Annotated in this window: 11 protein-coding genes and 1 pseudogene; 6 read left to right on the forward strand and 6 right to left on the reverse strand. The window is 67.5% G+C overall.

Annotated features, from left to right (window positions below; all coding sequences use genetic code 11):
- Nucleotides 1-41 precede the first annotated feature (41 nt).
- The 3 genes from C1925_RS09895 to C1925_RS09905 form a co-directional block, all read right to left on the reverse strand.
- Entirely contained in the window at nt 42-683 is a 642-nt protein-coding gene (locus C1925_RS09895; protein WP_108770673.1) for a methylthioribulose 1-phosphate dehydratase, read from the reverse strand.
- Nucleotides 684-1,229: 546 nt separating this feature from the next.
- Nucleotides 1,230-2,657: an amino acid permease gene (locus C1925_RS09900; RefSeq protein ID WP_108768721.1), complete on the reverse strand. Its 1,428-nt coding sequence runs from the start codon at nt 2,655-2,657 to the stop codon at nt 1,230-1,232.
- An 84-nt stretch (nt 2,658-2,741) separates the two neighbouring features.
- Complete coding sequence (locus tag C1925_RS09905; protein WP_108768722.1) at nt 2,742-4,214, reverse strand: amino acid permease; 1,473 nt, start codon at nt 4,212-4,214, stop codon at nt 2,742-2,744.
- A 130-nt stretch (nt 4,215-4,344) separates the two neighbouring features.
- Here C1925_RS09905 and C1925_RS09910 point away from each other — a divergent pair, with 130 nt between their 5' ends.
- Nucleotides 4,345-4,959: an NUDIX hydrolase gene (locus tag C1925_RS09910; protein ID WP_108768723.1), complete on the forward strand. Its 615-nt coding sequence runs from the start codon at nt 4,345-4,347 to the stop codon at nt 4,957-4,959.
- Between the two features lie 210 nt (nt 4,960-5,169).
- On the opposite strand, the gene serA is transcribed toward C1925_RS09910, so the two are convergent.
- Nucleotides 5,170-6,411, reverse strand: a complete 1,242-nt coding sequence (serA, locus tag C1925_RS09915; protein WP_108768724.1) for a phosphoglycerate dehydrogenase — start codon at nt 6,409-6,411, stop codon at nt 5,170-5,172.
- A 172-nt stretch (nt 6,412-6,583) separates the two neighbouring features.
- On the opposite strand from serA, the gene C1925_RS09920 reads away from it, so the two are divergent.
- The 5 genes and pseudogenes from C1925_RS09920 to C1925_RS09940 form a co-directional block, all read left to right on the forward strand.
- Nucleotides 6,584-7,972, forward strand: a complete 1,389-nt coding sequence (locus C1925_RS09920; protein ID WP_108768725.1) for an FAD-binding oxidoreductase — start codon at nt 6,584-6,586, stop codon at nt 7,970-7,972.
- Nucleotides 7,973-8,034: 62 nt separating this feature from the next.
- Nucleotides 8,035-8,346 carry a DUF2388 domain-containing protein gene (locus tag C1925_RS09925; protein WP_108768726.1) on the forward strand — a complete coding sequence of 104 codons (312 nt, stop codon included), beginning with the start codon at nt 8,035-8,037 and terminating at the stop codon, nt 8,344-8,346.
- A gap of 40 nt (nt 8,347-8,386) precedes the next feature.
- Nucleotides 8,387-10,183 carry a DUF4105 domain-containing protein gene (locus tag C1925_RS09930; protein WP_108768727.1) on the forward strand — a complete coding sequence of 599 codons (1,797 nt, stop codon included), beginning with the start codon at nt 8,387-8,389 and terminating at the stop codon, nt 10,181-10,183.
- Nucleotides 10,184-10,284: 101 nt separating this feature from the next.
- Nucleotides 10,285-10,749, forward strand: a complete 465-nt coding sequence (locus tag C1925_RS09935) for a hypothetical protein (protein ID WP_108768728.1) — start codon at nt 10,285-10,287, stop codon at nt 10,747-10,749.
- Nucleotides 10,750-10,931: 182 nt separating this feature from the next.
- Nucleotides 10,932-11,039, forward strand: a pseudogene (locus C1925_RS09940) (IS110 family transposase); the annotation flags it as partial.
- A gap of 61 nt (nt 11,040-11,100) precedes the next feature.
- Here the strand turns inward: C1925_RS09940 and yeiP are convergent.
- Together yeiP and C1925_RS09950 are read right to left on the reverse strand one after the other, a co-directional pair.
- Nucleotides 11,101-11,667: an elongation factor P-like protein YeiP gene (gene yeiP, locus C1925_RS09945; protein ID WP_079221730.1), complete on the reverse strand. Its 567-nt coding sequence runs from the start codon at nt 11,665-11,667 to the stop codon at nt 11,101-11,103.
- Nucleotides 11,668-11,715: 48 nt separating this feature from the next.
- Nucleotides 11,716-12,486, reverse strand: coding sequence for an SDR family NAD(P)-dependent oxidoreductase (locus C1925_RS09950; protein ID WP_108768729.1), 771 nt, complete (start codon nt 12,484-12,486; stop codon nt 11,716-11,718).
- Between the last annotated feature and the right edge of the window lie 75 nt (nt 12,487-12,561).

The following is a 12,561-nucleotide window of genomic DNA, read 5'->3' on the forward strand; positions in this document are numbered from 1 at the left end:
GGCGGCAGATTCCGGTTTGGAATCTGCACCCCGGCGCAGGCTCAGCCGCGCAGCTTGCGCAGTTCCAGTTCGCAGTGGAACAGGAACTCGAAGGCTTCCATGTGGCGGCGCGCTTCGGCCATGTCGCGGCCCCAGGCGTACAGGCCGTGGCCGTCGATCAGGTAGCCCCACAGCGGCTGGGTATCGAGCAGGGCATCGACCTGCGCCGAGAGCACGTTCATGTCCTGGGTGTTGGCGAACACCGGCACGTCGATGGCCATTTCGTGGGTGCTGTTGCCGGCGAAGGCCTTCAGCAGCTCGTAGCCTTCGATGCGGATGTGGCCCTGCGGCGCGTACAGGCGCGAGGCGATGGTCTGCACCGGCGAATGGGTGTGCAGCACGCAGCCGATCTCCGGGAAGCGGCGGTACAGCTGGGTGTGCAGCAGGGTCTCGGCGGACGGACGCAGCGGGCGGCCGACGGCCAGGCCGTCGAAGTCCACCACCATGATGTCGTCCTCGATCAGGCGGCCCTTGTCCTTGCCCGAGACGGTGATCGCGGCGTGGCGGTCGTCCAGGCGGTGGGAGAAGTTGCTGCTGGTGGCCGGGGTCCAGCCGGCGTGGGCCAGTTCGCGGACGTTGTCGATCAGCAGCTGGGCCAGTTCGCTCAGGCGCGCGGTGTCGTAGGGGAAGGTGGGGGCGTTCATGCGGTCGATTTTACTGGATTCGGCCAACGGCTGAGCCCCTCGTGGCGGGTTGTTCGGGTTGATTCCTTGGGTTGGCCGGCCGGGTGGGCTGTGCAGGGGACGCCGTAAACCCGTCCTTGGGGGCTTGGCCGCGGCATCCATGCCGCGGACACCCCTGCACAACCCACCCGCCCGTCCACGGACAGGTTCCGTGCGCGCCAGCCACGGAGTGAAGAAGGAAGGGCAGAAGCGGGTCGCTTCGCTCGGAGCCGAGCATGGCTCGGCTCTACAGGGAATTCATCGACCGGAGAATTTCCTTTCCCGGACGAATTCATCCACGCATGGCGTGGATCTACCGGACGCGCCGGGAGAGTGTCAGGGGTGGGGAGGCATGGGTTCGCGGGGGTGTCCGCGGCATGGATGCCGCGGCCAAGCCTCCAGGGATGGATTCACGGCGTCCCCCGCGAACCCATGCCTCCCCGCCAAACCCTCAACCCAGCCGTTGCTCTGGAAGTTGCTCCAGCTCCAGCGGGTGCAGGGCCGCAGGCCCTGCACTACAAAAACCCCTTACTGACCCCGCAGGCGGCTGTGCCTGAACCCGTAACCGAAATAGATCACGAATCCGACCACCGTCCACACGCCCATCAGCATCCAGTTGTGCAGCGTCATCGCCGACAGCAGCGCCAGGCAGCTCAGCACGCCCAGGGTGCAGATCAGCCACGCCATCGGCATGCGGAACGGACGCGGCAGGTCCGGCTGCGTGCGGCGCAGGATCAGCACGCCCGCGCACACCGCCGTGAACGCGATCAACGTGCCCATCGAGGTCAGTTCGCCCAGGATGTCCAGCGGGAACAGCGCCGCCAGCAGGGCGATGCCGATGCCGGTGATGACCGTATTGATGTGCGGGGTGCGGTACTTCGGGTGGATCCTGGTGAACACCGGCGGCAGCAGGCCGTCGCGGCCCATGATCATGAAGATGCGCGGCTGGCCGATGATCATCACCAGCACCACCGAGGACAGGCCGATCAGGGCGCCGACTTCGACCACCCAGCGCAGCCAACCGAGCTGCGGGTGCGCGGCGACGGCGGTCACCACCGGCTCGTCGGTGCCCAGCAGCGGGTAGGGCACCAGGCCGGTCATCACCGCCGCCATGGCGATGTACAGCACCGTGCAGATCACCAGCGACACCATCATGCCGAAGGGCATGTCGCGCTGCGGGTTCTTCGATTCCTGCGCCGCCACCGACACCGCCTCGAAGCCGATGTAGGCGAAGAACACCATCGCCGCGCCGCGCAGCACGCCTTCCATGCCGTACTTGCCGGGGCCTTCGTTGGCGGGGATGAACGGGGTCCAGTTGCTGGTGTCCACGTACTTCCAGCCGACCACGATGACCAGAATGATCAGGCCGGTCTTCAGCACGACCATCGCCATGTTCATCGCCGAGGACTTGCTGATGCCGACGTAGCACAGCCAGGTCAGCAGCAGCACCAGGCCGGCCGCGGGCAGGTTGGCGATGGCGCCGGTCGGGCGCAGCTGCGCATCCAGTGGCGCGCTGACCAGTGACGCCGGTAGATGGATGTCGAACTGGCTGAGCAGGCTGAGGAAGTAGCCGGTCCAGCTGACCGCCACCGCCGAGGCCGACACGCCGTACTCCAGCACCAGCATCCAGCCGATGAACCAGGCGGAGAGCTCGCCGAAGGTGGCGTAGGTGTAGGTGTAGGCACTGCCGGAGACCGGCACCATCGAGGCGAACTCGGCGTAGGCCAGCGCGCAGAAGGCGCAGCAGATGGCCGCCAGCACGAAGGACAGCATGATGGCCGGGCCGGCGTGGTTGGCCGCAGCCTGGCCGGTGATGACGAAGATGCCGCCGCCGATCACCGCGCCGATGCCCAGGGCGGTCAGGCCCCACGGGCCGAGGTGGCGGCGCAGGCTCAGGCCGTTGGCGTCTTCATGGGCGGCATGCGGGTGCTTGGTGGCCCACAGTTGCTTGAACATGGATGTCGATCTTTTCGAAGCGCGCCGCTGCCGGCGCGCGGGGAGAAACGGACGGGCCGGCGCAGGGGCCGGCCCGTAGGCACATCAGGAGGACTTGGCCAGCTTGCTGTTGCGAATGCCGTAGCCGAGGTAGATCAGCAGGCCCAGCACGGTCCAGCCCACGAACAGGTGCCAATGCACCACGAACGCCTGCCAGAACAGGAACAGACAGGTGGCTGCGCCCAGCGGGCAGATGATCCAGACGGCCGGCACGCGGAACGGGCGGTGCAGGTCCGGCTTGCTGTAGCGCAGGACCAGCACGCCGATGCAGACGGTGGCGAAGGCCAGCAGGGTGCCCATCGAGACCAGCTCACCCAGCACGTTCAGCGGCACCAGGCCGGCCAGCGCCGCGGCGATCACGCCGACCACGATCGTGGCCCAGTACGGGGTGCGGAACCGGGCGTGGACCTTGCCGAAGAACTTCGGCAGCAGGCCGTCGCGCGAGATCGTGTAGGCGATGCGGGTCTGGCCCATCATCATCACCAGGATCACCGAGGACAGACCGGCGATGGCGCCGATCTCGACCGCGGTCTTCAGCCAGGCCAGCTGCGGGTAGCCTTCCAGCGCGGTGGCCACCGGCTTGTCGGTGCCCAGCAGGTGGTACGGCATCATGCCGGTCAGCACCGCACAGACGATGATGTAGACGATGGTGCACACGGCCAGCGAGCCGAGCAGGCCGATCGGCATGTTGCGCTGGGGGTCCTTGGTCTCGCCGGCGGCGGTGGAGACCGCATCGAAGCCGATGTAGGCGAAGAACACGATGGTGGCGGCGCGGAAGATGCCGCTCCAGCCGAACTCGCCCGGGCCGGTGTTTTCAGGGATGAAGGGGTGCCAGTTGCCCGGATCGATGTGCGCCGCGCCGATGCCGATGAACAGGCAGATGACGGTGACCTTGATGGCCACGATGATCGCGTTGACGAAGGCCGACTGGGTGACGCCGACATACAGCAGGCCCGACACCGCCGCGATGATCAGCACCGCCGGCAGGTTGAACAGCTTGCCGGAGGCCACGAACTCGCTGCCGGTCCAGGCGATCGGCGCTGCGCTGAGCGCGTCCGGGAAGGGCATGTTCAGCGTGCTGGTGACGAAGCTGATCAGGTATGCCGACCAGCCCACCGCGACCGAGGCCGAGGCGAACAGGTATTCCAGCACCAGGCACCAGCCGATGAACCAGGCCATGCCTTCGCCGAGGGTGGCGTAGGAGTAGGAGTAGGCGCTGCCGGAGACCGGCATCATCGCCGCGAACTCGGCGTAGCACAGGCCCGCCAGCGCGCAGGCGAAGCCGGCGATGACGAACGAGAGCATGACCGCCGGGCCGGCATGGTTGGCCGCGGCCTGGCCGGTCAGCACGAAGATGCCTGCGCCGATCACCGCACCAATGCCGAGCATGATGAGGTGTTTCGCCGTGAGGGTCCGTTTCAACGTGGCTTCGCCGTCCAGGCTGCCTTCGATGGGTTCGCCAGCATCGACGTGCCCGGCCGGCTGGACCGGCTTGACCCTCAACAGTGCTTTCAGCATGCAGAACTTTCCTGATGATCGGATTGGGGCCGCCGATGCGTTGCCGGCGGCCTGGAATGGTGAAGGCCGTGCGAACGGCCCGCTGTACCTTAGCCAAAGCTGAAGCCACCGCACAAGCGCAATCGCAACAATGAACGGCGATAATGAGCAGTATTTTTCCGATCTCCCCGCATTCATGGACCAACCCGCCGAATCCCTTGCCGCGCTTGACGATCATCTACGTGGGCTGCTGCAGGACTACGCCCGATGGGAGCCATCCCACGACGCGCTGGCTGCCGAATTCGGCACATTGATCGACGATGCCGAAGATCCTTTCTGTCGTGAACGTCTGGCCGGGCACTTCACGGCCAGCTGCTGGCTGGTCAGTGCCGATGGCCAGCGCCTGCTGCTGACCCACCACCGCAAACTGCAGCGCTGGCTGCAGCTGGGCGGCCACGCCGATGGCGACCGCGACCTGGCCCGGGTGGCGCTGAAGGAAGGGGAAGAGGAATCCGGCCTGACCGGCCTGGTGCTGGATGACCCGGCGATCTTCGACCTGGACAAGCACTGGATTCCCGAGCGCAAGGACGTGCCCGGGCACTGGCACTACGACGTGCGTTTCGTGATCCGTGCCGTGGGTGGCGAAGCCTTCGTGCTGAGCGAAGAATCGCTGGACCTGGCCTGGCGCCCGGTAGCCGAGGTCGCCGCGGATCCGGCCTCGGACGAATCGATGCAGCGCATGGCCCGCCGCTGGCTGGCCCGCTGACAGGCATCCACGCATGGCGTGGCTCTACTGCAACCCGGTAGAGCCATGCCACGCGTCTGCAACCCGGTAGAGCCACGCCATGCGTGGATGGCGCGGTACAACCCAGTAGAGCCACGCCATGCGTGGCTGGCGCGGTGCCGGATGCATTTCCGCCGGGCATGGCCCGGCGCTACCGTCGTGCGGGCCGGGCCATGCCCGGCGACGCCTTCATCAGTACAGAATGCGGGTGCGCAGGGTGCCCGGGATCGCGGCCAGCTCGTCACGCACGCCGCCGGCCTGTTCCTCGCTGGCGGTGATGTCGATCACCACGTAGCCCACCTTCGGGTCGGTGCGCAGGAACTGGCCGTCGATGTTGACGTTGTGGCGCGAGAAGATCTCGTTGACCTTGGACAGCACGCCCGGCACGTTCTGGTGGATGTGCAGCAGGCGCAGGCTGTCGGCGTGCTCGGGCAGGGTCACTTCCGGGAAGTTGACCGCCGACAGGGTGCTGCCGTTGTCGCTGTAGCGCACCAGCTTGGCCGCCACCTCGATGCCGATGTTGTCCTGTGCTTCCAGCGTGCTGCCGCCCACGTGCGGGGTCAGGATCACGTTGTCGTGGCGGGTCAGCGGCGATTCGAAGACATCGCCGTTGCCCTTCGGCTCGACCGGGAACACGTCCAGCGCGGCGCCGCCGATATGGCCGCTGGCCAGCGCTGCATCCAGGGCATCAATGTCGACCACGGTGCCGCGCGCGGCATTGATCACGTGCGCGCCGGGGCGCATCTTCGCCAGCTCGGTGGCGCCGATCATCCACTGCGTGGACGGGGTTTCCGGCACGTGCAGGGTGACGATGTCGGCGCGCGCCAGCAGGTCGTCCAGGCTGGCGGCAGCGCGGGCGTTGCCCAGCGACAGCTTGGTTTCCACGTCGTGGAAGATCACCTGCATGCCCAGCGATTCAGCCAGTACGCCGACCTGGGTGCCGATGTGGCCGTAGCCGATGATGCCCAGGGTCTTGCCACGCACTTCATGGCTGCCGCTGGCCGACTTCGACCAGCCGCCGCGATGGCATTCGGCATTCTTCTGCGGAATGCCGCGGGTCAGCATGATCGCTTCGGCGATGACCAGCTCGGCCACGCTGCGGGTGTTGGAATAGGGGGCGTTGAACACCGGGATGCCGGCCAGCTCGGCCGCGTCCAGGTCGACCTGGTTGGTGCCGATGCAGAAGCAGCCCACCGCGATCAGGCGCTTGGCCTCGGCCAGCACCTCGGCGCTGAGTTGCGTGCGCGAGCGGATGCCGACGATGTGCGCCTCGGCGATGCGCGCCTTCAGTTCGTCTTCCGGCAGCGCCTTGCTATGCGCTTCGATCTGGCTGTAGCCGGCGGAGGTGAACACCTCCACGGCGGTCTGGCTGACCCCCTCCAGCAACAGCACGCGGATATCCTGCTTGGGGAACGAGGTCTTCTTCGGCGACATGGTGCGGCACGGCCAGTGGGACAGGGGCTGACCACTATGCCAGATCGCCGGGGCCATGGTGCAGTGCGGAAATAGTTGCATTCGTAGCCATCTGCTGGCCATTGACGGGGCTGGACGCTGGCCCGCGCCGCTGGCACGCTTGCCCGTTCTTCACGCACCGCGCTGGACTGTCATGACCGATTCCCGCATCGCCTCGCTGCAGCAGGCCTGTCCCGGCCTGAAGCTGAAGACCGACCCTGCCGACCTGGAGCATTACGGCCGCGACTGGACCCGGCGCTGGACCCCAGCGCCGCTGGCGATTGCCTTGCCGGCAACGGTGGAGGAGGTGCAGGCGGTGATGCGCTGGAGCGCGGCCGAGGCTGTGTCAGTGGTGCCCTCGGGCGGCCGCACCGGCCTGTCCGGCGGCGCGGTGGCGGCCAATGGCGAGCTGGTGCTGAGCCTGGAGCGGATGAACAAGGTGCTGGCCTACGACGCCGTCGACCGCACCCTGGTGGTGCAGGCGGGCATGCCGCTGGAGGCGCTGCACAACGCCGCGCTGGACCACGGCCTGATCTATCCGGTGGATTTCGCGGCGCGCGGCTCGTGCTCGATCGGCGGCAACATCGCGACCAATGCCGGCGGCATCCGCGTGATCCGCTACGGCAACACCCGCGAATGGATCGCCGGGCTGAAGGTGGTCACCGCCAGCGGTGAGCTGCTGGAACTCAACAAGGGCCTGATCAAGAACTCCAGCGGCTACGACTTCCGCCAGCTGATGATCGGTTCGGAAGGCACGCTGGGCGTGATCGTCGAAGCCACGGTGAAGCTGACCGACCCGCCGCCGGCCAGCAATGTGATGCTGCTGGCGGTGCCCAGTTTCGACGTGCTGATGCAGGTATTCGCCGCCTTCCGTGCGCGCCTGCAGCTGCAGGCCTTCGAATTCTTCACCGAGCGCGCGCTCGAACACGTGCTGGCGCACGGTGCGCAGGCGCCGTTCGATGAGGTGCACCCGTATTACGTGGTCACCGAATTCGCCGCCAATGACGAGGCGCAGGAAGCAGCGGCCATGGCGGCCTTCGAGGACTGCATGGGCAATGGCTGGGTCAGCGATGGCGTGATCAGTGCCAGTGATGCCCAGGCCGCCCAGCTGTGGCGCCTGCGCGAGGGCATCACCGAGGCAGTCGCGCGCTACAAGCCGTACAAGAACGACGTCTCGGTGCGGATCTCGGCGATGCCGGCGTTCCTGGCCGAGACCCAGGCGCTGATCGGCGAGGCGTATCCGCATTTCGACGTGGTCTGGTTCGGCCACATCGGTGACGGCAACCTGCACATCAACGTGCTCAAGCCCGATGACACCAGCGACGCCGATTTCGTAACGCAGTGCGAGCACGTGACCAAGCTGCTGGCGCAGGTGCTGGCGCGCTTCGATGGCAGCATTTCGGCCGAGCACGGCATCGGCCTGGTCAAGAAGGGCTACCTGGACAGCACGCGCGGCCCGGCGGAAATCACGCTGATGAAGGCGGTCAAGCGCGCGTTCGATCCCGACGCGCGGCTGAATCCAGGCAAGCTGTTCGACGTCTGATGCAGGCAAAGACTTCACGCAACCATTACGCTCCATGCATACCCACTGATGGCCTGACCACGATGACCCGTCCGCTTCTGCTGCTCGCCCTGCTGTCCCTGCCGCTGGCCGGCTTTGCTTCCAGCTTCGCCGGCTCGTCTGCCGGTACGTCGGCCGGTTCGGCCTCCGCTTCTTCGGCAGGCACCTCGGGCAGCAGTTCGGGTGATGACAAGGTCGTGCTGGCGGCGCGCGATGACGCGGCTGCCTTCGTTGCCAGCGATGGCCAGATCCGTGGCGCACGCCTGCAGGCGGCACTGGCGCACCTGCGCGAGCAGGATGCCGCTGCCCAGCAGCAGAGTGACCTGCAGCTGGCCCGCGCGCTGCTGGCGCGCTGATCCGGCCTTCCGGTAGTGCCGGCCGCTGGCCGGCAATTCCATGACATCTGCACGGAACGCAGCCACGCATGGCGTGGCTCTACTGCTGATCGCGCATGCTGCGCACGCCGCCGATCGCCTGCAGCTCGATCCGGCCGGACTGAGCGAGCCGCAACAGCAGCTCGCCCGGCAGACGCTGGACGACGTGCAGGCGCTGCTGCCCGATGGCCTGCTGCGTGCCTTGCCCGCGCAGGTACGGGTGTCGTGGCGCGATGATCTGCCGGCACAGGTACACGGCCGCGCATTCGCCGGGCGCATCGCCCTGCGCCTGGATCTGCTGGATGACAGCCAGGCCGGTGCGCGCCGTGCGCGCCGCAGCGCACTGATCCATGAACTGACCCACGTTGCCGACCGCAGCGGCGCGAACTGGTCGCGCAGCGCGCGCTGGCGCGATCTGGCCGGCTGGCAGCGCAGGCCGTGGCACCTGGGGCGTGGCGCCAATCATTTCAGCGACCGCAGCCCGGATCCCTACGAGCTGCAGGACCCCGCCGAATACCTGGCGGTGAACGCCGAGCGCTTCGTCCTCGATGCCGAATTCGCCTGTCGCCGGCCGGCCATGGCGCAGTGGTACCAGCAGCATTTCGGTACGCCGCCGTCGCTGCCGGCGCCGCAGTGCGGGCGTACCGTGCCGCTGCTGCAGGCCGAGGAGGAGGAGGGCGCCGCGTCGCTGCTGCAGCTGGACCCTTCGCGCGTCTATGCCGTGGACTACCTGCTGGCCGAAGGCAGTGCGCAGCCGATGAGCCGCTGGGGCCACAGCATGCTGCGGCTGGTGATCTGCCGCCCGGGCCGCGTGCCGGGGCCCGAGTGCCGGCTGGATCTGCAGTACCACCGCGTCCTGTCGTTCCGTGCATTCGTTGGCGACGTGCAGATTTCCAACTGGCGCGGCCTGACTGGCGGCTATCCGTCGCGCCTGTTCGTGCTGCCGCTGCAGCAGGTGGTGGACGAATACACCAAGGTCGAGCTGCGCGGCCTGCAGTCGTTGCCGTTGAAGCTCGACCGCAGCGAGATTGCCAGCCTGCTCGAGCGGACTGCGCAGGTGCACTGGAGTTATGACGGGCGCTATTACTTCGTCAGCAACAACTGTGCGGTGGAAACGGCCAAGCTGCTGCAGGCCGGCGTGCCGCGGCTGGGCGAGGCGGGCCTGGCCCAGCTGAGCCCGCGTGGCCTGCGCCGGCGTCTGGCGCGGCTGGAGGTACTGGATGCGCGGGTGCTGGATGATCCTGCCACTGCGCAGGCGCAGGGCTACTACTTCGCATCCGCACGCGATCATTACCAGCAGCTGTTTGCGGTCGCGGCGGCACAGAACGCTTTGCCAGCGGCGGACGTGCGTGGCTGGCTGAAGCTGCCCGCACGGCAGCGCGCGCCGTGGCTGCAGCAGGGCGATGTGCGCGCCAGCGCCGGATTGCTGCTGCTGGAGCAGGCCGCGCAGCGCCGTGCCGAGCTGCGTGCGCGCGATACCTTGAAGCGTCGCCTGCTGGCGTCGCCGGACGGCCCGGCAACCGCGCAGCTGCGTGGCCTGCTGGAACAGAGCGGGCAGTGGTTGCGGCCGGGCCGGTTGCTGGCCGATGCCGGTTACGGGTTGCCGCTGGCCGAGGAGCAGGCCGTGGTCGCCGAGGCCGTGACCGCCGCCAGTGCCGCGGCCGTGCCTGCCTGGCAGTCGCTGCGCCAGCAACTGCGCGCAGAGCTGCCTGCCGGACAACGGCAGGAGCTGGATGACATCGATGCCAACCTGGCCGCACTCGGCAACCGGCTGCGGGAGCAGGCAGCGGCGCCGGCAGCGGGCGTGGCCGTTCGTTGATTGCCCGGTGCGCGGGGCTGCGGTCAGGCGGCTTTCAGGCCCTGCCTGCGCCGAAGTGGTACGGTCAGGTGTCCTCAGCAGTATCGACAAGGAGTCGAGCCATGCGTACAGCTCCCAGCCTGTTGGCGGCCTCCCTGGGCATCATCCTCACCGCGTGCCAGCCGGCACCAGCCCCCGCCGCAGCGGCAGGCGCCGACCTGCCAGCCCCCGTGCCTGAGCCGGCGACGGACAGTGCCGCCGCGAGCGAAACCGAAGGCAACGGCAGCGCAGGCACCGCAGCGTTCCGTGCCAGCGGCAATGAACCCGGCTGGCTGGCCGTGGTCGACGGCGACGCGCCAGGCCTGCAGGTCGAGGTGGACTATGGCGAGCGCCGTTTCCAGGTTGCCACACCCACCGCGGGCGCCGATGGCTGGGCTGGCAACGCCGCCGATGGCACGCCCGTCAAGCTGAGCTTCCAGCGCACCACCTGCCAGGACGGCATGAGCGGCGAAGCATTCGAGGCCAAGGCGATGCTGACCATCGGCGCGCACCAGTACCACGGCTGCGGCAACTTCGGCAGCAAATAATCGTAATTCTGTAGAGCCGAGCCCATGCTCGGCTGCACTTCGCCCGCGATGCATCAGCAGAAGCAGCCGAGCATGGGCTCGGCTCTTGTGTCTTGGAATGGCGCCCTGATCAGGCACAATTCCCCCGGTGACCCCGGGAGGCTCCGATGACGCTGCCTCGGCTCTTAAGCCTTCGAGCTTGCAAAGTATTCAAGGTCATCATGTGTGCGCTGATGCGCAAGCTCATACACCTGGTCTGGGGAGTACTGAAGAGCGGCCGACCGTTTGAGCCTGAAGTCGTCCTTGCCTAGGCAAGGACGACACGGTATCTACAGGAGGCGGTCGCGCCGGGCCACGCCCGGCGCGGGACACTTAGTCGGCGCGGCCGGCGAATTCGCCGGTGGCGGTGTTCACCAGCACGCGTTCACCGTTGGCAATGTACTCCGGCACCATGATTTCGATGCCGGTGTTCAGCTTGGCCGGCTTCGGGCGCTTGGTGGCGGTGCCGCCCTTCAGTTCCGGCGGGGTCTCGATCACTTCCAGCACGACCGAGGCGGGCAGCTGGATCGCCACCGGCTGCTCGTCGATCACCTGCACGTAGATGCCGGTCAGGCCGTCGGTGATGTAGCCGGCGTCGTCACCGATCACGTCGGCGTCGAGGGTGTAGGGGGTGTAGTCCTCATCATCGAGGAACACGAACGCATCGCCGTCCTTGTACGAATAGGTGGACTGGCGGCGCAGCAGTTCGACTTCGACCAGGTTGTCGTCGGCATCGAAGCTGGCATCGAGCTTGTTGCCGCCCGGCACGCTGTACATGATGAAGCGGAAGCGGACGTTGCCGCCGCGGCCCTGCGGCGAGCTGCGCTCGATGTCGCGGATCTGGTACACGCCGTTGTTGTACTCGACGACGTTGCCCTTCTTGATGTCGTTGGCTTTCATGATGTTGTTGGTCGTTGGGGGTGGGCGCCGTCCCGGCGCCCGGGGGAATCACTTCGGAGCGAGGCGGGTAGCGCCGTCCAGGCGGATGGTCTCGCCGTTGAGGTAGGTGTTGCCGAGGATGAAGCCGACCAGGCTGGCGAAATCATCCGGCTTGCCCAGGCGCGACGGGAACGGGATGGAGGCGGCCAGCGACTGCTGCACGGCCTCGGGCATGCCATCCACCATCGGCGTCCAGAACACGCCCGGGGCGATGGTATTGACGCGGATGCCGAAGCGCGAGAGCTCGCGGGCCATCGGCAGGGTCATCGAGACCACGCCGCCCTTGCTGGCGGCATAGGCGGCCTGGCCGATCTGGCCTTCGTAGGCGGCGATGCTGGCGGTGTTGATGATCACGCCGCGCTCGCCGTCTTCGCCGGCCTCGTTGTGCTGCATGCGGTTGGCCGCGGCCTTGGCCACGTTGAAGCTGCCGACCAGGTTGACCATCACCGTGCCCTGGAAGCCGGCCAGCGGCATCGGACCCTCCTTGCCCAGTACGCGGCCGGCGCCAAGGATGCCGGCGCAGTTCATCGCCACGTTCAGGCCACCAAGGAAGTCGTGGGCCTGGTCGATGGCCGCGGCCACCGCCGCCTCATCGCTGACGTTGACGTTGAAATAGCGGGCCTTGTCAGCACCCAGCTCGACCACGGCGGCCGCGCCCTTGTCGTCGTTGAGATCGAACAGGGCGACCTTGCCGCCGTTGGCGACCAGGTGCTGGGCCACGGCCAGGCCGAGGCCGGAAACGCCGCCGGTGATCACGGCACGTACGGAAGACAGCTGCATTGAACGGTCCTGCAGGTTCGAGAACTGCCGATTCTAACGGAAGCCACGGCGCGCGCCGTTGTGCGCTGCTGCAAA

This window comes from Stenotrophomonas sp. SAU14A_NAIMI4_5, from assembly GCF_003086795.1.
Classification (GTDB): Bacteria; Pseudomonadota; Gammaproteobacteria; order Xanthomonadales; family Xanthomonadaceae; genus Stenotrophomonas.

Coding starts and splice junctions, on each gene's coding strand:
- C1925_RS09935 (WP_108768728.1), top strand. CDS start 10,285: ATGCGTACAGCTCCCAGCCTGTTGGCGGCCTCCCTGGGCATCATCCTC.
- C1925_RS09950 (WP_108768729.1), bottom strand. CDS start 12,486: ATGCAGCTGTCTTCCGTACGTGCCGTGATCACCGGCGGCGTTTCCGGC.
- C1925_RS09910 (WP_108768723.1), top strand. CDS start 4,345: ATGAACGGCGATAATGAGCAGTATTTTTCCGATCTCCCCGCATTCATG.
- serA (WP_108768724.1), bottom strand. CDS start 6,411: ATGTCGCCGAAGAAGACCTCGTTCCCCAAGCAGGATATCCGCGTGCTG.
- C1925_RS09920 (WP_108768725.1), top strand. CDS start 6,584: ATGACCGATTCCCGCATCGCCTCGCTGCAGCAGGCCTGTCCCGGCCTG.
- C1925_RS09905 (WP_108768722.1), bottom strand. CDS start 4,214: ATGCTGAAAGCACTGTTGAGGGTCAAGCCGGTCCAGCCGGCCGGGCAC.
- C1925_RS09895 (WP_108770673.1), bottom strand. CDS start 683: ATGAACGCCCCCACCTTCCCCTACGACACCGCGCGCCTGAGCGAACTG.
- yeiP (WP_079221730.1), bottom strand. CDS start 11,667: ATGAAAGCCAACGACATCAAGAAGGGCAACGTCGTCGAGTACAACAAC.
- C1925_RS09900 (WP_108768721.1), bottom strand. CDS start 2,657: ATGTTCAAGCAACTGTGGGCCACCAAGCACCCGCATGCCGCCCATGAA.
- C1925_RS09930 (WP_108768727.1), top strand. CDS start 8,387: ATGACATCTGCACGGAACGCAGCCACGCATGGCGTGGCTCTACTGCTG.
- C1925_RS09925 (WP_108768726.1), top strand. CDS start 8,035: ATGACCCGTCCGCTTCTGCTGCTCGCCCTGCTGTCCCTGCCGCTGGCC.